This window comes from Janthinobacterium darwini (assembly GCF_051380905.1).
Classification (GTDB): Bacteria; Pseudomonadota; Gammaproteobacteria; order Burkholderiales; family Burkholderiaceae_D; genus Janthinobacterium.
Genome location: NZ_JBNYXX010000002.1, coordinates 554,129 through 578,126, shown reverse-complemented (window position 1 = coordinate 578,126; position 23,998 = coordinate 554,129). Strand labels below are relative to the sequence as shown.

The 23,998-nt window shown below is 63.0% G+C and carries 24 protein-coding genes; 11 read left to right on the top strand and 13 right to left on the bottom strand.

What is annotated here, in order from left to right:
- Positions 1-7: 7 nt before the first annotated feature.
- Entirely contained in the window at positions 8-223 is a 216-nt protein-coding gene (locus ACQ4WZ_RS18110) for a (2Fe-2S)-binding protein (RefSeq protein WP_101483045.1), read from the bottom strand.
- A 406-nt stretch (positions 224-629) separates the two neighbouring features.
- On the opposite strand from ACQ4WZ_RS18110, the gene ACQ4WZ_RS18105 reads away from it, so the two are divergent.
- From ACQ4WZ_RS18105 to ACQ4WZ_RS18090, 4 genes are all read left to right on the top strand, one after another.
- On the top strand, positions 630-914 hold the full coding sequence (locus tag ACQ4WZ_RS18105; RefSeq protein WP_101483044.1) for a FeoA family protein: 285 nt from the start codon (positions 630-632) through the stop codon (positions 912-914).
- Between the two features lie 2 nt (positions 915-916).
- Positions 917-2,818: a ferrous iron transporter B gene (gene feoB / locus ACQ4WZ_RS18100; protein ID WP_133989151.1), complete on the top strand. Its 1,902-nt coding sequence runs from the start codon at positions 917-919 to the stop codon at positions 2,816-2,818.
- 9 nt (positions 2,819-2,827) lie between these two features.
- Positions 2,828-3,109 carry a DUF6587 family protein gene (locus ACQ4WZ_RS18095; protein ID WP_436574141.1) on the top strand — a complete coding sequence of 94 codons (282 nt, stop codon included), beginning with the start codon at positions 2,828-2,830 and terminating at the stop codon, positions 3,107-3,109.
- 64 nt (positions 3,110-3,173) lie between these two features.
- Positions 3,174-3,335: a hypothetical protein gene (locus ACQ4WZ_RS18090; protein ID WP_166674680.1), complete on the top strand. Its 162-nt coding sequence runs from the start codon at positions 3,174-3,176 to the stop codon at positions 3,333-3,335.
- A gap of 30 nt (positions 3,336-3,365) precedes the next feature.
- Here ACQ4WZ_RS18090 and ACQ4WZ_RS18085 read toward each other — a convergent pair whose 3' ends face one another.
- Positions 3,366-4,286: an AraC family transcriptional regulator gene (locus tag ACQ4WZ_RS18085; protein WP_436574140.1), complete on the bottom strand. Its 921-nt coding sequence runs from the start codon at positions 4,284-4,286 to the stop codon at positions 3,366-3,368.
- 138 nt (positions 4,287-4,424) lie between these two features.
- Here ACQ4WZ_RS18085 and ACQ4WZ_RS18080 point away from each other — a divergent pair, with 138 nt between their 5' ends.
- Positions 4,425-5,405, top strand: a complete 981-nt coding sequence (locus ACQ4WZ_RS18080) for an oxidoreductase (RefSeq protein WP_436574179.1) — start codon at positions 4,425-4,427, stop codon at positions 5,403-5,405.
- Between the two features lie 45 nt (positions 5,406-5,450).
- On the opposite strand, the gene nagZ is transcribed toward ACQ4WZ_RS18080, so the two are convergent.
- The 4 genes from nagZ to ACQ4WZ_RS18060 all read right to left on the bottom strand — a co-directional run bounded on the left by nagZ (position 5,451) and on the right by ACQ4WZ_RS18060 (position 11,085).
- The gene (nagZ, locus tag ACQ4WZ_RS18075; RefSeq protein WP_436574139.1) at positions 5,451-6,992 is read right to left on the bottom strand and encodes a beta-N-acetylhexosaminidase; all 1,542 of its coding nucleotides are present in this window, start codon (positions 6,990-6,992) and stop codon (positions 5,451-5,453) included.
- 179 nt (positions 6,993-7,171) lie between these two features.
- The gene (locus ACQ4WZ_RS18070; protein ID WP_133989154.1) at positions 7,172-8,782 is read right to left on the bottom strand and encodes an FMN-binding glutamate synthase family protein; all 1,611 of its coding nucleotides are present in this window, start codon (positions 8,780-8,782) and stop codon (positions 7,172-7,174) included.
- Between the two features lie 236 nt (positions 8,783-9,018).
- Complete coding sequence (locus tag ACQ4WZ_RS18065) at positions 9,019-10,029, bottom strand: M48 family metallopeptidase (RefSeq protein WP_133989155.1); 1,011 nt, start codon at positions 10,027-10,029, stop codon at positions 9,019-9,021.
- A 3-nt stretch (positions 10,030-10,032) separates the two neighbouring features.
- A complete protein-coding gene (locus ACQ4WZ_RS18060; RefSeq protein WP_101483037.1) occupies positions 10,033-11,085 on the bottom strand; it encodes a YjgN family protein in 1,053 nt (350 codons plus the stop codon).
- A gap of 166 nt (positions 11,086-11,251) precedes the next feature.
- Here ACQ4WZ_RS18060 and ACQ4WZ_RS18055 point away from each other — a divergent pair, with 166 nt between their 5' ends.
- From ACQ4WZ_RS18055 to ACQ4WZ_RS18045, 3 genes are all read left to right on the top strand, one after another.
- Positions 11,252-11,923 carry a glutathione S-transferase gene (locus ACQ4WZ_RS18055; protein WP_436574138.1) on the top strand — a complete coding sequence of 224 codons (672 nt, stop codon included), beginning with the start codon at positions 11,252-11,254 and terminating at the stop codon, positions 11,921-11,923.
- A 71-nt stretch (positions 11,924-11,994) separates the two neighbouring features.
- Entirely contained in the window at positions 11,995-12,768 is a 774-nt protein-coding gene (locus tag ACQ4WZ_RS18050; RefSeq protein WP_034778849.1) for a 5'-3' exonuclease, read from the top strand.
- Positions 12,769-12,813: 45 nt separating this feature from the next.
- Positions 12,814-13,230, top strand: a complete 417-nt coding sequence (locus ACQ4WZ_RS18045) for a response regulator (protein WP_101484760.1) — start codon at positions 12,814-12,816, stop codon at positions 13,228-13,230.
- 190 nt (positions 13,231-13,420) lie between these two features.
- On the opposite strand, the gene mnmA is transcribed toward ACQ4WZ_RS18045, so the two are convergent.
- Entirely contained in the window at positions 13,421-14,536 is a 1,116-nt protein-coding gene (gene mnmA / locus ACQ4WZ_RS18040) for a tRNA 2-thiouridine(34) synthase MnmA (RefSeq protein WP_436574137.1), read from the bottom strand.
- A gap of 31 nt (positions 14,537-14,567) precedes the next feature.
- On the bottom strand, positions 14,568-15,047 hold the full coding sequence (locus tag ACQ4WZ_RS18035) for an NUDIX hydrolase (RefSeq protein WP_010401817.1): 480 nt from the start codon (positions 15,045-15,047) through the stop codon (positions 14,568-14,570).
- 412 nt (positions 15,048-15,459) lie between these two features.
- Between ACQ4WZ_RS18035 and ACQ4WZ_RS18030 the strand changes: the two genes are divergently transcribed.
- From ACQ4WZ_RS18030 to ACQ4WZ_RS18020, 3 genes are read left to right on the top strand one after another with little or no spacing between them, the layout of a single operon-like run.
- On the top strand, positions 15,460-16,572 hold the full coding sequence (locus ACQ4WZ_RS18030) for a Re/Si-specific NAD(P)(+) transhydrogenase subunit alpha (protein ID WP_101483034.1): 1,113 nt from the start codon (positions 15,460-15,462) through the stop codon (positions 16,570-16,572).
- 24 nt (positions 16,573-16,596) lie between these two features.
- Positions 16,597-16,911 carry an NAD(P) transhydrogenase subunit alpha part 2 gene (locus tag ACQ4WZ_RS18025; protein WP_034778841.1) on the top strand — a complete coding sequence of 105 codons (315 nt, stop codon included), beginning with the start codon at positions 16,597-16,599 and terminating at the stop codon, positions 16,909-16,911.
- Between the two features lie 8 nt (positions 16,912-16,919).
- Entirely contained in the window at positions 16,920-18,374 is a 1,455-nt protein-coding gene (locus ACQ4WZ_RS18020; protein ID WP_436574178.1) for an NAD(P)(+) transhydrogenase (Re/Si-specific) subunit beta, read from the top strand.
- 47 nt (positions 18,375-18,421) lie between these two features.
- Here ACQ4WZ_RS18020 and ACQ4WZ_RS18015 read toward each other — a convergent pair whose 3' ends face one another.
- The 5 genes from ACQ4WZ_RS18015 to ACQ4WZ_RS17995 all read right to left on the bottom strand — a co-directional run bounded on the left by ACQ4WZ_RS18015 (position 18,422) and on the right by ACQ4WZ_RS17995 (position 23,910).
- Positions 18,422-19,375, bottom strand: a complete 954-nt coding sequence (locus tag ACQ4WZ_RS18015; RefSeq protein WP_101483032.1) for a GGDEF domain-containing protein — start codon at positions 19,373-19,375, stop codon at positions 18,422-18,424.
- 110 nt (positions 19,376-19,485) lie between these two features.
- Positions 19,486-20,628, bottom strand: a complete 1,143-nt coding sequence (locus tag ACQ4WZ_RS18010) for a UbiH/UbiF/VisC/COQ6 family ubiquinone biosynthesis hydroxylase (RefSeq protein ID WP_133989157.1) — start codon at positions 20,626-20,628, stop codon at positions 19,486-19,488.
- Positions 20,629-20,636: 8 nt separating this feature from the next.
- Positions 20,637-21,959 (bottom strand): aminopeptidase P N-terminal domain-containing protein, encoded by a 1,323-nt coding sequence (locus ACQ4WZ_RS18005; protein ID WP_436574177.1) that lies wholly within the window; start codon positions 21,957-21,959, stop codon positions 20,637-20,639.
- Entirely contained in the window at positions 21,959-22,678 is a 720-nt protein-coding gene (murU, locus tag ACQ4WZ_RS18000) for an N-acetylmuramate alpha-1-phosphate uridylyltransferase MurU (RefSeq protein ID WP_133989159.1), read from the bottom strand. Before murU ends, ACQ4WZ_RS18005 begins: the two co-directional genes overlap by 1 nt.
- A gap of 164 nt (positions 22,679-22,842) precedes the next feature.
- Entirely contained in the window at positions 22,843-23,910 is a 1,068-nt protein-coding gene (locus ACQ4WZ_RS17995; RefSeq protein ID WP_133989160.1) for an aminoglycoside phosphotransferase family protein, read from the bottom strand.
- Positions 23,911-23,998 lie beyond the last annotated feature (88 nt).

The window sequence follows — 23,998 nt, the reverse complement described above, 5'->3', positions numbered from 1 at the left end:
GCTTTCTTTAGTTTGTCAGTACGGCTCGCATCAATACGGTTTCTTGCAGTACCACGGTGGCGCTCAAGTGATCGTTCAGCACTTCCCGCGCGCAGCTATGGCATTTGCCGCAGCAGGTGGCCACGCCCAGGTCGCGGCGCAGTTCGGCCATGCTGGAGAGGCCAAGATCGACGGCTTGACGGATTTCACGATCAGATATGTTGTTGCAGACACATACAATCATTGATACACCTTCTGGCTGGATGATGAATAGACACTAGTACCCTGAAGCATTGTTGCTAGTGTTTTAATGAGAATCATTATCATTACGTTTCATTGTCGCGCAAAGTGCAGGACAATGCAAGCGATTTTGATCAAGTGTGCGGCGCTTGGCGGCTCGGCGCGGCAGCTTGATATGCGCTTCGCGCGCATGGCGCAGCCCTTGACAGGGGCCACTCTCCGGGCCAAATAAAAACAATTCGCATTCATGTTTATAATGCTGGTATTGTCTCGGACGGTCGCCATCTGGACAGTTTGAAAGGCCGCTTGTCGGTAATGCGCAACAGTTGCGTTTTACCTCACAACACCCAGGGCATGCGCCGCGCGCAGCAGTCTGTCCCCGGTGTTCTTAATTTGAACGGAATTTGCTCATGACTCTAGTTCCACCCCTGATGACGCTCGACGCGCTGGCAGTCGGCCAGAGCGGCACGGTGTTGCATATCACGCCCCACGCGGCAGGACAGACGGAAGACGGCGTCGATCTCGCCCGCCGGTTGATGGAGCTGGGATTCGTTCCTGGCGAACGACTCCGCATGCTCAAGCGCGGCATGCCCGGCGGCGACCCGCTGGCCATCAAGGTCGGCAATGCCACGTTCGCACTGCGCCGCTTCGAAGCGGCGCTGATCACGATTCAACCGCTGCTTCAACCGGAATAACCATGGGTGCTGTCGAAACTATCGTCGATGCGGGCGCGCACAAAGCGCCGCATCAGCCACAAATTGCCTTGCTGGGCAACCCGAACTGCGGCAAGACCGCCCTGTTCAACCGTTTGACGGGTGCGCGCCAGAAAGTGGCGAACTACGCCGGCGTGACCATCGAGCGCAAGGAAGGCCATTTCACCTCGCCGGGTGGCACGCCCGTGCGCCTGCTCGACCTGCCTGGCGCCTACAGCCTGTCCGCCACCACGCCCGATGAAGCCATCACGCGCGACGTGGTGGGGGGATTGCGCAAGGGCGACCCGCGCCCGGACGCCATCATCTGCGTGGTCGACGCCACCAATTTACGCCTGAACTTGCGCCTGGTGCTGGAAGTCAAGCGCCTGGGCTTGCCCATGCTGCTGGCCCTGAACATGACGGACGTGGCGCGCAAGCGCGGCATGCTCATCGATACGGCCAAGCTGTCGCTAGAACTGGGCATGCCCGTGGTGGAAACCGTCGCGGTGCAGCACGACGGCGAAAAAGCCCTGTTGAACGCCATTGACGCCATGCTGCCGCTGCCGGTCGTGGACGCAAAACCGCTGGCGGCCATCGATGCCGTCAGCGTCGAAGAAACCCAGCGCGAAGTGCGCCGCATCCTGGCAGCCGTCAGCAATAACACCAGCGACACGGGCAACCTGACGGAAAAAATCGACGATGTGGTGCTGCACCCCGTGTTCGGCCCCCTCATCCTGGCCGCGCTGATGTTCCTGATCTTCCAGGCAGTGTTTGCCTGGGCTGCCACGCCGATGGAAATGATCACCGATGGCGTGGGCCACCTGGGTGCCTTGCTGACGGCGAACATGCCCGATGGCCACCTGAAAAGCTTGCTGGTGGAAGGCATCATCGGCGGCGTCGGCAGCGTGCTGGTATTCCTGCCGCAGATCCTGATCCTGTTCTTCTTTATCCTGAGCCTGGAAGACTGCGGCTACCTGCCGCGCGCGGCCTTCCTGCTGGACCGCCTGATGGGCGGCGTGGGCCTGTCGGGCCGTGCCTTCATCCCGCTGTTGTCGAGCTTTGCCTGCGCCATTCCCGGCGTGATGGCGGCGCGCACCATCCAGAACCCGCGCGACCGCCTGGTCACCATCATGATCGCCCCGCTGATGACGTGTTCGGCGCGCCTGCCCGTATATGCGCTGATCATCGCCGCCTTCATCCCGCAGCGCCAGGTGTGGGGTTATCTGAGCCTGCAAGGTCTGGTGCTGTTTGTCCTGTACTTCGCCGGCATCATCTCGGCCATGGCCGTGGCCTGGGTCATGAAGCGCGGCATGGGCGTGCGCGGCAACCAGCCGCTGATGCTGGAACTTCCAGCCTACCACTGGCCCCATCTGCGCAACCTGGCCGTCAGCCTGTGGGAGCGCGCGAAGATCTTCCTGACGCGCGTCGGTACCATCATCCTGAGCCTGATGATTATCCTGTGGTTCCTCAGCACCTTCCCCGGCGCGCCGGACAACGCGATCCATCCGCCGATCTATTACAGCCTGGCCGGCATCCTGGGCCGCGGCCTGGAAGTGATCTTCGCGCCCATCGGTTTCAATTGGCAAATCTGCATCGCGCTGGTGCCAGGCATGGCGGCGCGCGAAGTGGCCGTCGGCGCCCTGGGCACCGTGTACGCGCTGTCGCAAACGGGCGACGCGCTGGCCTCCACCCTGGAACCGCTGATCGCCCATTCCTGGTCAATGGCCACCGCGCTGTCCTTGCTGGCCTGGTATGTGTTCGCGCCGCAGTGCCTGTCGACCCTCTCCGTGGTGAAACGCGAAACGGGAGGCTGGCGCTATCCGCTGCTGATGGCCGGCTATATGTTCGCCCTGGCCTACGCAGCCTCGTTCATCACGTACCGCGTCGCTCTGATGCTGGGCGCTTAGGAGTACACCATGTGGCAAACCATTATCGTCGCCCTGATCGTCGCAGCCGCGCTGCTGCATTTTTCGACCAAGTACCTGCCGCCGGGCGTGCGCCGCGCCATCGTGCGTGGCCTGGTGCGCTGCGGCCTCGATGAGGCGAAGATGTCGACCTTTTTCAAGGTGGCGCCGGGCTGCGGCAGTGGCTGCGGTTCCTGCGGCTCCTGCGACAGCCCACCGCCGCCATCCGCCACGCCGCCGGCCGATGGCAGCAGCAAGCGCGTGATCCTGATGCAGGTGCAGCGCCAGGACTGATGTACGTCTAGGCACGGGCCCGCCCGTCGGCTACACTGGGGTTTCCGCATGGCAAGGAGTGGCAATGGCGATACTGTTGATCTTCATGTTTTTGTTTGCGATCGCCTCCTGGCTGCTGGCCAGCCGGCGTGGGCGCAATGGCGGCGTCTGGTTCTGCATCGGCCTGTTCCTCGGGCCGTTTGCCTTGCTGGCGGTGGCCGCTTTGCCGCCCGTCACGCGGCCCTGAACGTAAAAAAACCCGCTGCTGCGGGTTTTTTTACGCCTGCGTGCCCGCGTGACGCAGCCGGTACTGGCGCGGCGAGCAGACCATGACGCGCTTGAAGGCGTGGCTGAAGGCGCTGTCCGAATCGTAGCCCAGCGCCTGCGCAATCGACGTCACTGTCGCGGCATTGTCCCTCAGGCGCCGTGTGGCAAGGCGCATGCGCCAGCGCAGCAGGTAGTCGAGCGGCGTCACGCCCACCCTATTCTTGAAGTGCAGGGAAAAGGCCGAGCGTGACTGCCCCGCGACGGCGGCCAGCTGCTGCAAGGTCCAGCGCCGCGCCGGCTGCGCATGCATGGCCTCGATGGCGGCGCGCAGCCGGGGATCGGCCAGCGCGAACAGCCAGCCCACTGGATGCGAAGCCTGCGCTGCCAGGTACTGGCGAAGCATTTGCAGCAGCATTATGTGGCCCAGGTGGCGCGTCATTAGCGCCGCACCGGGCGCCGTCGCCTGCAATTCCTGCGCCAGCCGTTGCAAGGCCCAGTGCAGCACGTTGGCCTGGTCCGTATCGCCGCGCAGGTGCAGCAGCGGGGGCAGGCAGTCGAGCAGGATGGTCGCTTCGTCGCCAAAGCTGAAGCGTCCACCGATAAGGAAAAAATCATGTTCCGGCGCGCCGTGGCGGGCCACGCCCTGCGGCGCGTGCCGGTACACTTCAAGCGCCGAGGCGGCTGGCAAGCCGGGTGTACTGGCCAGGGTGAACGCGCGCCCAGGCGCGAGCAGGAAGCAGTCGCCCGTTTGTAGCTGCACGGGAGCGTCGATGCCCGCGACCGTCAGCCAGCAACCGCCTTCGATCACGGCGTTGAACTTGATGCCCTCCGGCGGCGGAAAGTCGATGGCCCAGTCGCCACCCGCCTTCAGGCCCGCAAAATAGGAACTGCGCGTATCAAGCAGCGAGAGTACATCGGAGAGTAAATCCATGGTGGGGTTCAGTTCTGGACGATGGCGATAGTATTGCAGATTTTACGCCATTCACAGTCCAGTTCCTTGCGCGCAAAATGTCCATCTCGCCAGCCATTCGGACTGGCTCTACTTGCAAAGGCAGACCCCATGGGCAGCATCGACAATAAACAAACTCCCCTGCACTCCGGCTTCGACGCCACTACGACCGCCACCGAGGCGCTGGCCGGCCGCGACCTGTCCGGCGTGCAGGCCATCGTCACGGGCGGCGCGTCGGGCCTGGGGCTGGAAACGGTGCGCGTGCTGGCCGGCGCCGGCGCCCGCGTACTGGTGCCGGCGCGCGATCCGCATCAGGCGCAAGCGGCCTTGATTGGCATGGCCGGCGTGGAGGTCGCCGCGCTCGACCTGCTTGATCCGCAAGCCATCGACCGCTTTTCCGCCGCCTTTCTTGCCACCGGCCGCGCCCTGCACGTACTGGTGAATGGCGCCGGCATCATGGCCACGCCCCTGCTGCGCGATGCGCGTGGCTACGAGGCGCAGTTCGCGACGAATCACCTGGGGCATTTCCAGCTGACGGCGCGTTTGTGGCCCGCCTTGAGGCGGGCGAAGGGTGCACGCGTGGTGTGCGTGTCGTCGCTGGGACACCGGCAGGCAGGCGTGGACCTGGACGACCCGCATTTCCTGCATCAGCCGTACGACAAGTGGCGCGCGTATGCGCAGTCGAAAAGTGCCAATGCGCTGTTTGCCGTGGAACTCGACCGGCGCGCTGCGACGCACGGCGTGCGCGCCTTCTCGCTGCATCCGGGGGCCATCCTGACGCCGCTGGTGCGCCACCTGGACCTCGATGACCTGCGCCGTGTGGGCGCGCTCGATGAGGCCGGACAGGTGAATCCGCCGCCGCAATCGGGTTTCAAGAATGTGGCGCAGGGCGCAGCCACGGCCGTCTGGTGCACCACCAGCGCGCAGCTCGAGGGTATTGGAGGCGTGTATTGCGAGGATTGCGATATCGCCGCCCTGGCACCTGGCGACAGCACGGGGCCGGGCGTGCGGCGCTGGGCCGTCGATCCTGCGCAGGCGCGCCATCTATGGGCGCTGAGCGAGCAGATGACGGGCGTGCGCTTCGATTGCGACGCAGAATAGAACATGCCGGGTAACGCCCGGCATGTGCAGGAGGGCGGCGTGGTCTTACGCCTTGCCCGCCAGCTTTTCCACCACGGGCACCAGCGCGGCCGGGCGGCAGCCGAAGGCGGCAAGGCGACCTTGCGCGTGCGGCGCCAGGTCCAGGTCGTAGGGCAAACGGCCCGCCACCAGCCACAGCTTATCCTGCGGCAGGGCCTCGACGAGGCGGCGCTGGCCGTCGACGAACATGGCGTTATACGTTTGCAGCACGATCTGCTGCGCGCCTTGCGCAAAGGCGATCGCGGCATCGACCTCTTCGTCCAGCGCTTCGGCCGACAGCGCATATTCGCGTACGTCCAGGCCCGCTTCGAGCAGCGCCGGCAGCATGGAGCTGCGCGCTTCCTTGTTGCGGCCCAGCGCCACTTCATCGATTTCGCTGCGCGAACGCACTTCCACCGTCAGCAGGGTCACGGGCAAGCTGGCGTCCAGCGCGCGGTATTCGCCCTGCACGCGTAAGGCGGCCTTTTGCAGCAGCTGCGACAGGGCCATGGCGGCCGGCTGCATCAGTGCAGGCGGGACGACGGGGCGCGAGCGCCAGTCGCGCACGGCGCGGTTGCGCTTGAGTTCAAGAACGCGCGCACAAGCTGCGTCGATGCGGGCCATGGGAATGTCACCGCGCTCCACGGCGGCGACGACTGCCTCGATGGCGGCTGTCTGCTGCGCTTCGCGGTGCGAGATGAGGACGATGTCGGCCCCCGCCTGCAAGGTGGTGATGGCGCCCTGGGCGATGCCGATGCCGTCGGCAATGGCCGCCATTTCCAGGCAGTCGGTGATGACGACGCCCTTGTATTTCATCTCGCCGCGCAGCAGGTCCGTCAGCACGCCTTTGGACAGTGTGGCCGGCACGCTGGTGTCGGCCTCGAAGGCGGGGAAGACCACGTGCGCCGTCATGATGGCGTCTACGCCGCCGGCAATGGCGGCGCGGAAGGGCGCCAGTTCGACGGCGTGCAGGCGTTCCTTGTCATGCGGGACCAGGGCCATGGCGTAATGCGTGTCGATGGCTGTGTCGCCGTGGCCGGGGAAATGCTTGGCAGTGACGGCCACGCCGCTGGCGCGCTGGCCGCGCATGGCCGCCATGCCGTAGTCGATGACGGTGGCGGCATCCTCGCCATACGCGCGCACGCCGATGACGGGGTTGTTGCGGTTGTTGTTCACGTCCAGCACGGGGGCGAGCAGCAGGTTGATGCCCACCTGGCGCATTTCATCGCCGCTGATCCGGTTCATGCGTTCGCAATCCTCGGTGGAGCCGGCCGCCTGAAAGGCCATGGCCGCGGGAATTGGCGTGACGCCCTGCTCGATGCGCATCACCATGCCACCTTCCTGGTCGATGGAGATGAGCAGCGGAATGTCGGACACTTCCGCGTTGATTTCCTGCAGTTCGCGGCACAGGGCTGACACTTGCGCGGGCGTGTGCACATTGCGGCGGAACAGGATCACGCCGCCCACCTTTTTTTGGCGTATCAAGGTCTTGATGTGCTCGTCCGCCTGCAGGGCGTCGAAGCCCACCATGAATAACTGTCCTACTTTTTCGCGCAAACCCTGTTCCATGCTGCAACTCCTCCGGTATTCATTGTGATGATGGCAGACGTATTGTGGCCCGTGGCGACGCGGCGCGGCCGTCACCGGAAAAGCTGCCTTGTTTTGTGCTTGTTTTGGTATTGTATTGGATTCAGGTTTTTGCGCAAGTGGTTATTAAGTGGTATTGCTCAACTTGCGCAACGGCCATCTCAATCCAGGCGCTGGAACGATACCGCCTGGGCCTTGGGCCAGTACAGGCCGAACACGGGCGGCAGCTGCGGCAGCTGGCTCGGGTCGAGCAATTGTCCCGCTTCCAGGAAGGGCAGCAGGGCCGAAGCCAGTTTCACCTGGTTCGGCGAGATGCGCCGCACCAGATGATGCGGGCGCAGTTCCTGCGGGTGCGCCAGGCCGGCGGCGGCGATCAGTTCGGCCAGCGCCTTCATGGTGTTCTGGTGGAAGTGCGCCACGCGGGCGATCTTGTCGGACACCACCAGTGCGCGCTGGCGCTGCGGGTCTTGCGTGGCCACGCCCGTGGGACAGCGGTCCGTGTGGCAGCTTTGCGACTGGATGCAGCCCAGCGCGAACATGAAGCCGCGCGCCGAATTGCACCAGTCGGCGCCCAGTGCCAGCAATCGGGCGATGTCGAAGGCCGTGATGATCTTGCCCGAGCAGCCAATCTTGATCCTGTCGCGCAGGTTGGCGCCCACCAGGGTGTTATGCACGAGCACCAGCGCTTCCTGCAGCGGCGTGCCCACATGGTCCGTAAATTCCAGGGGCGCCGCGCCCGTGCCGCCTTCGCTGCCGTCGACGACGATGAAGTCGGGCGTGATACCCGTTGCCAGCATGGCCTTGACGATGGCGAAAAACTCCCATGGATGGCCGATGGCCAGCTTGAAGCCCGTCGGCTTGCCGCCCGACAGGGTGCGCAGGCGGTCGATGAAATGCAGCATTTCCATTGGCGTGGAAAAGGCGCTGTGCGCGGCCGGCGAGACGCAATCCTCGCCCACCATCACGCCGCGCGTGGTGGCGATCTCGATGGTCACTTTCGGGCCGGGCAGCACGCCGCCGTGGCCCGGCTTGGCGCCCTGCGACATTTTCAGCTCGATCATTTTCACTTGCTCGGAGCTGGCGTTGGCGATGAAGCGTTCTTCCGAAAACGTGCCGTCCTGGTTGCGGCAGCCGAAATAGCCGGAGCCGATTTCCCATACCAGGTCGCCGCCGTTTTCGCGGTGGTAGGGGCTGATGCTGCCTTCGCCCGTATCGTGCATGAAGCCGCCGCTGCGCGCGCCGCCGTTCAAGGCCAGGATGGCGTTGGCCGACAGGGCGCCAAAGCTCATCGCCGAAATATTGAAGACGCTGGCCGAATACGGTTTGTCGCGCGGGCAGTCCGGGTGGTTGCCGATCTCGATGCGGAAATCGTGGCCCGTGACCTTGGCAGGGGCAATGGAGTGGTTGATCCATTCGTAGCCCGCCTGGTACACGTCGAGCTGGGTGCCGAATGGGCGCTTGTCCGTCTGCTCCTTGGCGCGCTGGTAGACGATGCTGCGCTGGCTGCGCGAGAACGGCGTCGCTTCGCTGTCGCTCTCCAGGAAATACTGGCGGATTTCGGGGCGGATGCTCTCGAAGAAAAAGCGGAAATGCGCGAGGATGGGGTAATTGCGGCGCAGGGCGCGCTTCGTTTGCAGCAGGTCGCTGAAGCCGACCAGGGTCAGTGCACCGGCCAGCAGGGGCAGCCAGTAATGGTCATAGTAAAACAGGGACAGGACAAAGATGGTGGCCGTCGCAATGAAGGTCAGGTAGCGAAATGGTACTAGGTGCATGGGCACTCCGGTGAAGTCAGACTGATATTGCTGAGTGTACCGGTGATTTGTAGATCTTGCTGACTGGAAAAGTGTGCTGTTAGAGCGGTGCTATCCATACTTGCAACGCCTGACAAAACCGTAGCGAGCGGCAGTGATTTGTGGCCGAGAAGCGCAACCGTACTCTGTACGGGGGCGCCGAGCCGGTGAGCATCGCCGGCCGCAAAGCGCGACGCGCAGTAGGTTTTGTCAGGTGTTTACCGTTGTGCGGCGCGGATGCGTTCGACCCGTTCGGCGCTGGCCGGATGGCTCGACAGGTAGGGCGTGCCCTGGTCCAGCTTGCCCAGGGCGACAAACACTTGCGCCAGGTGTTCCAGCGGGATGCCATTCTGGCGCAGCATGGCAATCGCATAGTCGTCCGCGTCGCGTTCGACATCGCGCGAATACTTCAAATCCAGCAACAGCGGCGGCACGGTGGCCACCACCGTCGACACGTCGCCGAACAGCAGCGCTGCGCCGGCGCCCACTGCCGAGGTCTGGATGATGCGCCGCGTCAGGTGGCGCTGCTGCAAATGGCCCAGCTCATGCGCCAGCACGCCCATGATGGCGGCATCGTCCGGCAGCAGTTCCACCATTTCATCAGTCAGCACGATGTCGCCCGACGGCAGGGCAAACGCGTTCGGACCGATCTTGCTCTTGCGGAAAACGATGCGGTGCTCGGGCGTGCTGTCGCCGGGCGTGGTCAGGCGCGCGAACTGGCTGCGCAAGGCTTGCTGGCGTACGCCAGTGAGCTTGCTCGCTTCAAACACGTGCTGGTCGAGGAAATCAAGCACGCCCTGACCCAGCTGGCGCTCGACGGACTGGGGAATCGCATAAGCGATGCCTTTCGCCACGACCGGCAGCAGGTACTGATAGCTGAGCCACAGAGCCAGCACGGTGGCGACCGTGGCCAGCAGGGCGCCGCGCCAGCTTTGCTGCAGCCGCACCACCCAGCCATCGCGGTGGCCCGTATCGTGCAGCAATGCGTTGAAGGCCGCCTGGTCGGCGATTTCCAGGTAGGCGCCGTCGGGAAAGCTGACCTTGCGCACGGCGTGGCTGCTGCGTTCGGACACGTGCAGTTCGCCCAGCGGACAGCTGCGTTCGATGTCGCCCGTCAGCACGGCCACGCCATCGCGCACGGACAGTGTCACGTGGTACAGGCGCGAACTCTGGCCGTCGAAATAGCGGGCGGCCAGAGCGGCGTGGTCTTCTTGCGTGTTGGCGTTCATTGCTTACATCGACAGGTCGAAGTCCAGCAGGTCGGCCATGCCTTCGCCGGTGGCCGACACTTGCTGGCCCGTGGCGGCGACAAACTCGTCCAGGCTGCCATGCACCAGCATCGACGTCGCCTCCAGGCGGTACTTCAGCCAGCGCACGTGGGCGAATGGCGCGAACAGGCCCAGCGTGACGACGACGCCCAGCAGGTTGGTCAGCATGATGAAGGTGGTGCGGCCCCAGGTCAGCTGCGACTGGAACTGGTGCTGCTGCAGGCGCGTGTGGTTCCAGATCAGGTTCTGGATCATGGTCAGGAACAGGGGCAGAACGGTAAACGCCCACAGATACAGGGCGCCGATGGCAAACATCAGGCTGCCGACCTTGGTGGCGTCGTTGGCATGCGCAGCAAACGAGGCAAACACGCTGCCGAAGACGACGAAAATGAGCACCAGCAGGCCGCCCAGCAGCAGCGCAAAGAACAGCAGGTACGTCTTGTAAAAGCTGCCGACCGTGGCGTCAAAGCTGAACGGGCTGGTGCCGAAACGGCTTTGCGTGTGCTGGAAGCGCTTCAGGCGCTGGTGCAGGAAGGGCGTCATCAAGCCAGCCGTGAAGGTATTCAGGATAGGCAGCCACAGGAAGTATTTGTAGGCTTCCTTGGCGCTGCCGCCGAAACCGAAGCGGATGCCGCGGTAACTGGTGTTGTACAGCTTGAACTGCAAGCTTTTCCATACCAGCCAGGGCAGGATGGCGGCCAGCAGTACGAACATCAGCAGGCCCACGATGGGCGAGACACGCAGGGCGATGTTGTAGCCGGCGATCAGCACGACGGCCGCAATGCGGCCCTTCAGGATGGCGACGGCGTTGCCGTGGTATTCGAAGCTGCTGCCCGCCAGGTGGGTGCTCGAATAGAAATAGCGGTTGCGGCGCACCTTGGCCCAGGCGGAATAAATGCCCAGGGTGACGATGCTCAGCAGCAGGTTGACGATCCAGATACGGAAGTATTCGCTGCCGGTGGCGCTGAAGGTGATGGCTTCGCGCTGGGGCGTAGTGTTGTTTGTGTCGAAATCCACAGAGGAGTTCCTTACTTATTGGAAACAAAACACGATAAGGGAAGATTGAAAAGTTATCAATTGAAAATACTGTTTTTCGCAATTTCTTTTGGTGTGCAGCCCCTTCCGCCGCGATTTTCCCGTCCCGGCTATACTGGAACTCAACCATCGCCTAACGGGAAACACCATGATCGTCGTCCACCATCTGAACAATTCGCGCTCGCAGCGCGTGCTCTGGCTGCTCGAGGAGCTGGGCCTCGACTACGAGGTCAAGCGCTACCAGCGGGACCCGAAAACCATGCTGGCGCCCGCTTCCTTGAAAGCCGTGCATCCCCTGGGCAAGTCGCCCGTGATCACGGATGGCGCCAACACCATCGCCGAATCGGGCGCCATCATCGAGTACCTGGTCGAACGCTACGGCAATGGCCGATTGGTACCGGCGGCGGGCACGCCGGAGAAGCTGCGCTGGACTTACTGGCTGCATTTCGCGGAAGGCTCGGCCATGCCGCCGCTGCTGATGAAACTGGTATTCGACAAGGTCGAATCGTCGCCCATGCCATTTTTCGTCAAGCCCATTGCGCGCGGCATCGCCAGCAAGGTCAGGAGCAGCTTCATCATGCCCAACATCAATAGCCAGCTGGCTTACATGGAAGCCGAACTGGAGAGCAGCAAATGGTTTGCAGGCAACGAATTTACGGCGGCCGACATCCAGATGAGCTTTCCGCTGGAAGCGGCCGCCATGCGCGGCGGACTCGACGAACGCCAGCCGAAGCTGACGGCGTTCCTGCAGCGCATCCACGCGCGCCCGGCCTACCAGCGGGCGCTCGAACGTGGCGGGCCCTACGATTTCGCCAAATAAGGGGCATTCAAGGCCGATATGCGGGGAACCATACGGTAAAATGCCCGATTCAACCAGTATCGACTAACCGCATGGCCAGACTCCTCGCTATCGACGGCTTGAATATCGTACGCCGCGTCTACGAAGCCAGTCCTGAACCCGATTCCGACCTGAAGGCGGAGATCGCGCTGCGCCATGCGCTGTCGTCGTTCCGCACCCTCATCAACGACCATGAGCCGACGCACATCCTGCCGGCCTTCGACTTTGGCGGCCCCACCTGGCGCCACGCCCTGTATGCCGGTTACCGCGAGGGGCGCCAGCCCATGCCGCAGGTGCTGCGCGACGCCTTGCCCGGCTTCTATGCCACCCTGGCCAGCTTCGGCATGCATGTGGTGAGCATTCCCGAGGTCGAGGCCGACGACGTGATCGGCACGGCCGTCATGCGCTGGCTGCACGAGGGGCGCGGCGCGGCCGTCATCGCCACCACCGACAAGGATTTACATGGCCTGATCGCCCACGGCGCGCTGGTGTGGGATCATTTCAAGGGGGTCTGGCACGACCACGCCTGGGTCGAGAAAAAGTTCGGCGTGCCGCCGGAACTGCTGCCCGACTTGCTGGCGCTGATGGGCGACGTCACCGACAGCATCCCCGGCGTATCGAAGATCGGCCTGAAGACGGGCGCGAAACTGTTGCGTGCTTACGGCAATATCGACGCCGTGATGGCCGGCGCGGGGATTTTGCCCGGCGCACTGGGCGAAAGCCTGCGAAAAGAGCGGGAAATACTGTATCTTTCAAGAAAGTTAGTCGCGCTCAAGACTGACGTGACTTTAGGCGTGACCTGGAACAAGCTCGTGTGGGAAAAGTAAGACACGGCGCAAGACAAGAACAATCAAGCAAGGGAAGTAATCATGATGTTAAAGACAGTCCTGATCGATAGCAGCGCCGTGGCGCGCGGCCTGCTGAACACGGTCCTGACCGATGGCGGCTACGATGTCTGCGGACAGACGCATACCAGCGCACTGGGACTGGCGCTGCTGGTCAAGCACCATCCGCATTTCGTGTGCATCGCGCGCGAGCAGGTGGAAGATGGGAGCAATGTGGTGCAAACCATCCGCGCCCAGTATCCGAAAACGCTCATTTTCATGGTCTCGGGCGGCATCGACGCCGCCTCGCTGCAGGCAGCCCACGCCATGGGCGTGTCGGGCTTCATCGTGAAACCCTTCATGGCCGACACGGTACTGAAAACCGTGCGCAACACGGTTATCGCGATGGTGCGCAAGCAGCAGCAGGCGCTGGCCGCCGCACAATCGACCAATCAGCCCGGCTGAACTGGCGGCATTGTCAGGTGTCAGTGGGTCAGGTAATACAGCGCCTGGCCCAGTGACTTCCCGAGATGCAGTAAACAGTACGCAGTGGCACCCAGCAGCAAGCTCGCTTGCAGGACTACGGGTAAGGCATTCCATGCGGTGACAATCCGGGCGTGCAGTGTGTGCATCAGCATATCCTTTCAATCCATGATCAGGGCAAGCCCGAGGCGCTGGCGATGATGCCGCCGCCCAGGCAGACATCCCCATCATACAGCACGGCCGACTGGCCTGGCGTGACGGCCCATTGCGCCTGGTCAAACGCCAGGCTGAAGTGTTCATTCCCATCCGGCAGCAGCTGGCAAGCCACGTCGGCCTGGCGGTAGCGCGTCTTGGCGGACAGGGCGCCCGCTTGTGGCGCAGTGCCGGCGACCCAGCTGGCCTGATCGGCCGTCAAGGCGGGCGACAGCAGCCACGGGTGGTCATGGCCCTGCACCACCCACAGGGTATTGTTGGCGATATCCTTGCGCGCCACATACCAGGCGTCGCTGCTGCCATCGGCATTCTGGTACGACTTCACGCCGCCGATGCCGATGCCCTTGCGCTGGCCCAGGGTATAAAAACTCAGCCCCACGTGTTCGCCCACCGTCTTGCCGTCGGCCGTTTTCATGGGACCCGGCTGGTACGACAGGTAGCGGTTCAAAAATTCGCGGAACGGGCGCTCGCCAATAAAACAGATGCCCGTCGAATCCTTTTTCTGCGCGTTCGGCAGCGCCAGCTGCTCGGCGATCTTGCGCACTTGCGTCTTCGGGATTTCACCGAGCGGAAACAGGGTTTTTGACAATTGCGCCTGGTTCAGCCGGTGCAGGAAGTAGCTTTGGTCCTTGCTGGCGTCGACTGCCTTGAGCAGCTCATAGCGGCCGGCATCCAGGGGCGCCTGACGCACGCGCGCGTAATGGCCGGTGGCGATCAGGTCGGCGCCCAGGGTCATGGCGTGGTCAAGAAAAGCCTTGAATTTGATTTCGGCGTTGCACAGCACGTCCGGATTCGGCGTACGGCCGGCCTGGTATTCGCGTAAGAAATCGGCGAACACGCGGTCCTTGTATTCGGAGGCAAAATTGACGGCTTCGATATCGACGCCGATGACGTCGGCCACGCTGGCCGCATCGATCCAGTCCTGGCGCGTGGAGCAGTATTCCGAATCGTCGTCATCTTCCCAGTTTTTCATGAACAGGCCGATGACTTCATAGCCTTGTTCCTTCAGCATCCATGCCGCGACCGAGGAATCAACCCCGCCGGACATGCCGATAACGACTTTCTTCTTGCTCATCTTGCTTTCCAGTGTACTTTAGATAATGTTGCTATGCGCTGTTAAAGACAGACGCATGCGTGTGCAGCAGGGCCAGCGGTGCGCGCCGGCCAGCCAGGTATTCGTCCACGCACTGCAGCACCAGAGGGCTGCGGTGGCGTTCCTGGCATGCCGCCAGCTCGTCGCGCGTCATCCACAGGGTGCGGATAATGCCTTCGTCCAGCGGGCGGTCATGCTCGGCGCCGGCCGTGCCGCAAAAGGTGAAGCGCAAATAGGTCACGTCCTCGCCCGTGCGCAGTGACTGATAGCGGGACATGTACATGCCGACCAGTGCCGTGGGGATGAAATCGTAGGCCGCTTCTTCCAGCGTTTCGCGGATCACCGCCTGTTCCAGCGACTCGAACGGGTCGAGGTGACCGGCCGGCTGATTGAGCTTGATGCCTTCGCTGGTCTCTTCTTCAATCAATAAAAACAGGCCGTCGCGCTCGACGATGGCGGCAACGGTGACAGAGGGTTTCCAGATTCTCGGCATGATTCCATCCTTGAAAGAGCCGACATTTTATCTTGTTCTGCGCGCGCGGTTTGAACCCGGCCTTCTGTTGCGCGGAGATATTGATAAATGACAACGTTTTAGCAAATAGCGGTGGGAGATACTTACGTCTTTCCCGGGGAGCGCACTAGCATGGGGGCTTAGGCGGCAAGATGGCAGGAAACGCCCGCTAATATAGGCTTTCCCTGTGGTCAAAACAAGCGGGCACTGACGCTCGACTGTGGTGAGATTGACACACCTTTCCCACAATATGGTCGCCGCGCCGCATGGTGAAACGAATATGGCGATGGGGGTGGAATTAGTGTCGTACAACTAAAAGTTGCTGGTTCACAAACGTTTGACGCGCTGCTTTCCGTGTTAGATTCTAGTCAGTTTATCAATTAGCGGAGGCATCATGAGGATAGGCATACCGGCCGAAACACGGCCTGGTGAAACGCGGGTGGCAGCCACGCCCGAGACAGTCAAGAAATTGGCAGCCAAGCATCAGGTCGTCGTGCAGTCGGGAGCTGGCCTGCAAGCCTCGATTCCCGACGATGCGTATGCCGCCGCTGGCGCGCAAATCGGCACCGCCCAGGAAGCCTATGCTTGCGCCATCGTGCTCAAGGTGCGCGCCCCCGATGCCGGTGAACGGGCCTTGATGGCCAGTGGCACCGTGCTGATCGGCATGCTCAACCCGTTTGACGCGGACAATATCGCCGCCATGGCCACGGCCGGCCTGTCCGCCTTCGCCCTGGAAGCCGTGCCGCGCATCACGCGCGCGCAGTCGATGGACGTGCTGTCCTCGCAGGCGAATATCGCCGGCTACAAGGCCGTGCTGGTGGCGGCCAATACGTATCAGCGCTTCATGCCCATGCTGATGACAGCGGCCGGCACCGTCAAGGCAGCCCGCGTGCTGATCATGGGCGTGGGCGTGGCAGGTCTGCAGGCGATCGCCACGGCCAAGCGCCTGGGCGCCGTCATCGAAGCGTCCGACGTGCGCCCGCCCGTCAAGGAGCAGGTCGAGTCGCTGGGCGCCAAGTTTCTCGACGTGCCTTTCCTGACCGATGAAGAAAAGGAAATCGCCAAGGGCTCGGGCGGCTATGCGCGCGCCATGCCCGCCGACTGGATGCGCCGCCAGGCCGAACTGGTGCATGAACGGGCGAAACTGGCCGACATCATCATCACCACAGCCCTGATCCCCGGCCGCGCCGCGCCCGTGCTGATCTCCGAAGAAACGGTGAAAGCCATGAAGCCGGGTTCCGTCATCGTCGACCTAGCCGTCGAGCAAGGTGGCAATTGCCCCCTGTCAGAACTGGGCAAGACGGTCGTCAAGCACGGCGTGTACATCGTGGGCGAGCCGAACCTGGCGACCCTGGTGGCGGCCGATGCCTCGGCCCTGTATGCGCGCAACGTGCTGGACTTTTTAAAGCTCATCATCGACAAGGACGACCAGTTGCTGATCGACCGCGAGGATGAAATCATCAAGGCCAGCCTGGTGTGCGCAGGCAGTGAAATCTTACGTAAATAACGCGGCGCCGGAGAGAACAACATCATGGAAATCAGTCACACCATCATTAACCTGATCATCTTCGTGCTGGCCATTTATGTCGGCTACCACGTCGTCTGGACCGTCACGCCGGCGCTGCACACGCCGCTGATGGCCGTCACCAATGCCATTTCCGCCATCATCATCGTTGGCGCCATGCTGGCGGCCGGCCTGACGCAGGGCCCGCTGGCGCAGGCGGCCGGCACCCTGGCCGTGGCGCTGGCCGCCGTCAACGTGTTTGGCGGCTTCCTCGTCACGCAGCGCATGCTCGAGATGTTCCGCAAAAAAGAACCGAAGGCCAAGCAAGGAGCAAAAGAATGAGTCACGCCATGAGCTTCGTCACCATGAACCTGGTGACGATGATGTACCTGATTGCCTCGGTGTGCTTCATCCAGGCCTTGAAAGGGCTGTCGTCGCCCTCGACGGCACGCCGCGGCAATACCTTCGGCATGAGCGGCATGGCGATTGCCGCCGTCACCACCGTGGCGCTGATCCTGAAGCTGAAGGAACAGCAAACGGGTGGCATGGGCCTGACCCTGGTCATTATCGGCATCGTCACGGGTGGCGCCATCGGCGCCTACCTGGCAAAAACCGTGGAAATGACGAAGATGCCGGAACTCGTGGCAGCCATGCACTCGCTGATCGGCCTGGCGGCCGTTTGCATCGCCGTGGCGGCCGTGTCGGAACCGTGGGCCTTCAACATCGCCCAGCAAGGTCAGGCGCTGCCCATCGGTAACCGCTTCGAGTTGTTCATCGGCACCTTTGTCGGCGCCATCACTTTCTCCGGTTCGGTGATCGCCTTCGGCAAGCTGTCGGGCAAGTACAAGTTCCGCCTGTTCCAGGGCGCACCCGTCAGTTTCAAGGGTCAGCATATGCTCAACCTGGTGCTGGCGCTGGTGATGGTCGCGCTGGGCCTGGTGTTCTGCTTTGCCGACGGGGTGGAGCCAGCCTGGACGCCGTTCATCGTCATGGCCGTCATCGCCTTTGCGCTGGGTGTGCTGATCATCATTCCTATCGGCGGTGCCGATATGCCGGTGGTGGTGTCGATGCTCAACAGTTACTCCGGCTGGGCCGCGGCCGGCATCGGTTTTTCGCTGAATAACTCGATGCTGATCATCGCCGGCTCGCTCGTGGGCTCGTCGGGCGCGATCCTGTCTTATATCATGTGCAAGGCCATGAACCGCTCGTTCTTCAACGTCATCCTCGGTGGCTTCGGCGGCGCTGCGCCGGCGGCAGGCGTGGCCGGCGCGCAGGAGCAGCGTCCCGTGAAATCGGGTTCGGCCGATGATGCAGCCTTCATCATGAGCAATGCGGAAACCGTCATCATTGTGCCAGGCTACGGCCTGGCCGTAGCGCGCGCGCAGCATTCGCTCAAGGAACTGGTGGAAAAGCTCACGCACAAGGGCGTCACCGTCAAGTATGCGATCCACCCCGTGGCGGGGCGCATGCCGGGCCACATGAACGTGCTGCTGGCCGAGGCGGAGGTGCCGTACGACCAGGTCTTCGAGATGGAAGACATCAACGGTGAATTCGGCCAGACGGACGTGGTGCTGGTGCTGGGCGCAAACGACGTGGTCAACCCGGCAGCGAAAGACCCGACATCGCCGATCGCCGGAATGCCGATTCTGGAAGCCTACAAGGCCAAGAGCATCATCGTCAACAAGCGCTCAATGGCTTCCGGCTATGCGGGCCTGGACAATGAACTGTTCTACCAGCCGAACACGATGATGGTGTTTGGCGACGCCAAGAAGGTGATCGAGGATATGCTCAAGGCAGTTGAGTAAGGTAATGCCTTATGCTACGAAGATGGCCCGCCTTGCGCGGGCCGTTTTTATTGGTCGGCCGATGCCGCGACGACCTGGTTGCGCCCCTGATGCTTGGCTACATACAGGGCCTTGTCGGCATCCGACATGGCCGCGTCGAGGCTGGCGCCGGCGATCAATGAGGCCACGCCGATGCTGATGGTCACCTGCAGCTGGCGGCCATCGGGCAAGGAGGTGACGGCGGCGGCTACCGCCGCGCGGATGCGTTCGGCCACCTGGTGTGCCTGCTGCAGGCTGGCGTCGGGGAACAACAGGCCAAATTCCTCGCCGCCGAGACGCGCTGCCACGTCAGTGATGCGTCCCGTGTCGCGCAGCGCCTGCGCCACCGTGCGCAGCACGGCGTCGCCCACGGCATGGCCATAACGGTCGTTGATCTTCTTGAAGTGGTCGAGGTCGGCCACGCCCACGCTCAGGGCGGCGCCGCTGCGCGCCGCGCGCGCCATCGCCTGCGCGGCCTGGGCTTCATAGGAGCGCCGGTTGGGCAGCGCCGTCAGCGCATCGTGCAGCGCCTGCTGTTCCAGCTGCGCCAGCAGGCTGGCATTTTTTACCGCCAGTTCGCGCCGTTCGCGTACGTCGAGCAAAAAGGCGCCGAAATAGCGCATGCCGTCGACCACGCCCAGGTCCAGCGCCTTCATTTCGATGGGGATCATCTGCGCGTTGCGGTGGCGGATGGCGAATTCGCGTATCTTGCCCAGCACGCTGGAGGTGCGCGAGCTGCGGATGTAGTTGATCACGTGGTTGTCGTGCTGCGCACCGACGGCGTCGGGCAGCAGTCCGTTCAGGGTTTGGCCCAGCAATTCCCCACTGGCATAGCCCGACAGTGCCTGCATGGCGCCATTGATATAGCGGATGCGGCAATGTTCATCGATGATGATCACGGCGTCGAGGGAATCTTCCAGCAGACGGGAAAAAAGTACTGCGGGAAGAGCGGCAGGCGGTGCTGCGGGCAAAGCATCTGTCATGGAACGGTCGCCGAAAGCCAGGTGACAGCCATTGTCGCATCCGCAGGCGGTTTACTCCATGCCGGATATGCGCCCTGTTTCTTTTTCGCCCGTTCCAGGATGGCGGAGACTCAGCGGCGGCCGTACATCATCAGTTCCGCCAAACTTTTGCGCGCCGGGCTGAAGGCATCCAGCAAGCCCAGCGCCAGGCCCAGCAAGCCTTGCGTGGGAGCGCTGCCCGTGAAAATGCGCGCCATGGTGTCAGTGACGCGCACGGTCAGTCCCCGGTCTGCCTGGCGCAGGCTGGCGTAGCGTTCCAGCCCTGCGGGGCTGCTGTCCTGCGCCAGCACGCGGGCCAGCACGGCGGCGTCGCGCAAGCCAAGGTTCAGGCCTTGCCCCGCCACCGGGTGCAGAGTTTGCGCCGCATTGCCGATGGCGACCGTGCGCGCCGTGCCGACCGCCTGCGCGTTCAGGCCCAACGGATAGGCCAGGCGCGCCGTCGTGTGGGTAAAGCGCCCCAGGCGGCTGCCGAAGGCGGCGCCCAGGCGCGCCAGGAAGACCGCGTCGTCCAGGGCCAACAATTGTTCGGCGCGCGTCGGCGGAACGCACCACACCAGCGCGTAGCCGTCGTCCTGCGGCAGCAGGGCCAGCGGGCCTTCGTCGGTGAAGCGCTCATAGGCCCGGTGGGCGATGGGAGCGCTGGTACGCACATGGGCAATGATGGCGCTTTGGCCATAATCGCGGCTGACGGCGCGCTCTGGCTGCTGGCCGAACAGGCCTCCCTCGGCCTGTACCAGCAGGCTGGCGCGCAAGCTTGACGTGGCGCCTGCCTGTTCGATTTGCACGCTGACGCCGTCGGTATCCTCCGCACTACCCGTCACCAGCGCCGGTCGCAAGCTGGCCACGCCCAGGCGCTCGCATACATCGGCCAGCGCGCTGACGACGGCGCCATAGCGCGCCACATAGCCGAGCGCCTCGACGCCATGCTCGCTGCGGTCCATCAGGCTGCGCCCGAACTGGCCGCGGCGCGAGACGTGAATCTGGTGGATAGTCGTCGCCTCCACAGGCCAGGCGCCCGCTTCCTCGAGAATCTGGCGGCTGCCATGCGACAGGGCGATGGTGCGCGGGTCGCGCCTGGCTTGCTCGATGGATTTGGCGTCGAGCAGGGCGATGCCGGCGGCGCGTGCGCCCCGCTGCACCAGCAGGGCGGCCAGCGCCATGCCGACGGGGCCGGCGCCGCAGATGGCGAGATCGAAAGTGGACGGTGTATGCATGCGCGGCGTCAATCCTGTGACATCAGTTGTTCGATTTCAGCGACGCTTTTGGGCGCCGAGCTGAAGACTTCATGGCCTTGCGGCGTGACCACCACATCGTCTTCGATGCGGATGCCGGTATGCCAGAACTGCTCCGGCACGCCCGCGCCGGGGCGCACATAGATGCCCGGCTCCACCGTCAGCACCATGCCCGGTGCCAAAGCGCGCCACGGCTTGCCGGGCGCGCCCGTGTCGCGGTAGGCGCCCACGTCGTGCACGTCCATGCCCAGCCAGTGGCTGGTGCCGTGCATATAAAACGGCATATAGGACTTGTCGGCGATGACATCCTGCACGCTGCCGCTTTTTTGCCGCTCCAGCAATTTCAAATCCAGCATGCCCTGCGCCAGCACCTGCACGGCCGCCTCGTGGATGGCGCTATGCGGCAAGCCGGGGCGCACCATGTCCAGCGCCGCCTGCTGCGCCGCTAGCACCAGTTCATACAGCGCCCGCTGCGGGCCGCTGAAGCGGCCGTTGACGGGCCAGGTACGCGTGATGTCGGAGGCATAGCCATCGAGTTCGCAGCCTGCGTCGACCAGCACCAGTTCGCCTTCTTTCAAGATGGCGTTGTTGGCGCTGTAATGCAGGATGCAGGCATTGTCGCCACCTGCCACGATGGAAGAATATGCGGGGAACTGCGCGCCGTTGCGCCGGAATTCGTACAGCAGTTCCGCTTCCAGCGCGTATTCGTGCATGCCGGGCCGCGTCGCGCGCATGGCACGTGCGTGGGCGGCGCTGGAAATGGCGGCCGCGCGGCGCATCAGGTCTTGTTCCTGCGGGTCTTTCAGCAGGCGCATGGCGTCGAGCATGCCGTTGATCTCATGCGCGATGGCGGGTGCCGTGACACCGCTGCGTGCCTTTTGCCGCACGTTGTGCCGCCAGACTTTCACTTGCGCATCGAGGCTGCCGCCCAGCGCATAGTAAATGGCGGGAGAGTCGGCCAGCAGGCGCGTCATTTCCACGTCGAGTTCCTCGATGGGGAAGGCCGCGTCGAAGCCGAAGGTGGCGCGCGCCGCCTCGGGGCCATGGCGGAAACCGTCCCAGATTTCGCGCTCCGTGTTTTTGGCGCGGCAAAACAGGATGGCGCGCGCGGGTGCCGTGGCGCTGGCGGCCACCAGCGCCACGGCGCTGTCGGGTTCCGTGAAACCGCTGAGGTAGTAAAAATAGCTGTCGTGGCGATACGGATAATCGCAATCGCTGTTGCGCGGCACTTCGGGCGCCGTGGCGAGGATGGCCACGCTGCCCGGCAGCATCTGCGCCAGCAGCGCCGCGCGCCGTGCCGCGTAATTGCCCATCATGCCGCGTCCACCTTGGCCGTTACGCCATTGAGCGCGTCGAGCTGCTTTGGGGTGCCCACATTGGTCCACTCGCCAGTATAGACTTCGCCGCCCACGCGGCCCTGGTCCGCGTACTTGCGCAGTAGGTCGCCAAGCCTGGCGTGGCTGCCCGGCGCGATGCCGTCGAACATTTCAGGACGGTACACGCCGATATTGGCGAAGGTCCATTTGGTTTCGTCGGTATTGTTGATCGCAAACAAGGTCAGGCCGAAGTCGCCCTTCGGATGGAAGTCGGGATTGGGCACCAGGTAAGTCCAGGCGATGTCGCGCTGGTCGGCCGGATACGGCGTGCCAAGTACATCCTTGTCGGCCAGCACATCGAGTACTTGCTTGAAATCAAAGTAGGGACAATAGATGTCGCCGGAAATGGCGAGAAACGGTTCCTCTCCCAGCAAGTGGCGCGCCTGGGCGATGCCGCCCGCCGTTTCCAGCGGCGTGCTTTCCGGCGAATAGGCGATGCGCGCGCCATACGCGCTGCCGTCGCCCAGGGTTTCCTCAATTTGATGGCCCAGGTGGGAGTGGTTGATGACGATGTCCGTGATGCCGGCGCGCACCAGGTTCAGCACATGCCAGACGATCAGCGGACGGCCGCGCACTTTCAGCAGCGGTTTGGGACAGGTATCGGTAAGCGGACGCATCCGTTCACCGCGGCCTGCGGCAAAGATCATGGCTTTCATGGGTATTCTTTTCTGATTTGTTCAGTAATTTTTCTGCAGTCACGACACTGGACAAAACCGTAGCGAGCGGCAGTGATTTGTGGCCGAGAAGCGCAACCGTACTCTAGTACGGTGAGCATCGCCGGCCGCAAAGCGCGACGCGCAGTAGGTTTTGGCCGGTGTCCTCAGAAGGTATAGCCGACTTGGGGCGTTTTATTCTCCAGCGCATCGAGCAGACGCACCAGCGGCTTGAGTTCCGTATAGCGGTTGGCTGTCTTGCGCACGTAGTCGAGCACGGTTGGCAAGTCGCCCATGTACAGATCCTTGCCATCGCGGTAATTCAGGCGCGCGAACAGGCCGAGGATTTTCAGGTGGCGCTGCAGGGCCGTGAATTCGAAATCGCGGTAGAAGGCGTCGATGTCTGGATTGACGGGCAAGCCCAGCTGCTTGGCGCGTTGCCAGTAGCGGATTACCCAGTCGAGCACCAATTCTTCATCCCACTGGAGGTAGGCGTCGCGCAGCAGCGAGGCGATGTCATAAGTGACGGGACCGAAGACGGCGTCCTGGAAATCGAGGATGCCGGGATTCGGGATCGAACCATCGTTGATGTGCATCAAATTGCGCGAATGGTAGTCGCGGTGCATGAATACTTGTTGTTGCGACAAAATATTCGCCGTGATGACCTCGAAGACCTTGTCCAGCTGGGTTTGTTGCACATCCGTCAAGGTGGCGCCCAGGTGCTTGCCGATGAACCATTCCGGGAACAGATTCATTTCGCGCAGGATGAAGGCGCGGTCGAACTCGGGCAGCACGTCGGGCTGGCTTGCCAGCTGGATTTTCATCAGCGACTCCAGCGCTTCGGCGTACAGCACGCTGGCATTGTCGTGGTTCAGCGCGTCGAGATACGTGGTCGTGCCCAGGTCGGAGAGCAGCAGGAAGCCGTTGTCCAGGTCTTGCGCGATGATCTCGGGCACGGACACGCCGGCGCCTTTCAGCAAGCCGGCTACCTTGACAAAGGCCGGCACGTTTTCGCGCTCGGGCGGCGCATCCATGGCAATCAGTGTACTTCCCGGCAATGTTGCATTGCCTGGCAGCATATCGAGACGGTAGTAGCGACGGAAGCTGGCATCGCTGGAAGCGGGGCGGGCGGAATCGGGCGCGACGAGGTTAAGCGAGGTCAACCAGGCTTTCAACAGGGTCAGGCGAGCGTCGGCCTGGGCCGGCGCGGTGGAGGAATTGGAAGAGAATGACATTAAGCGGCCTGTGGAATCGGGTTGATGATGCAGATTCCCATATAATAAGGGATTCAAATTAAAAAATCGCCTGTCAATGGTGCTTGCC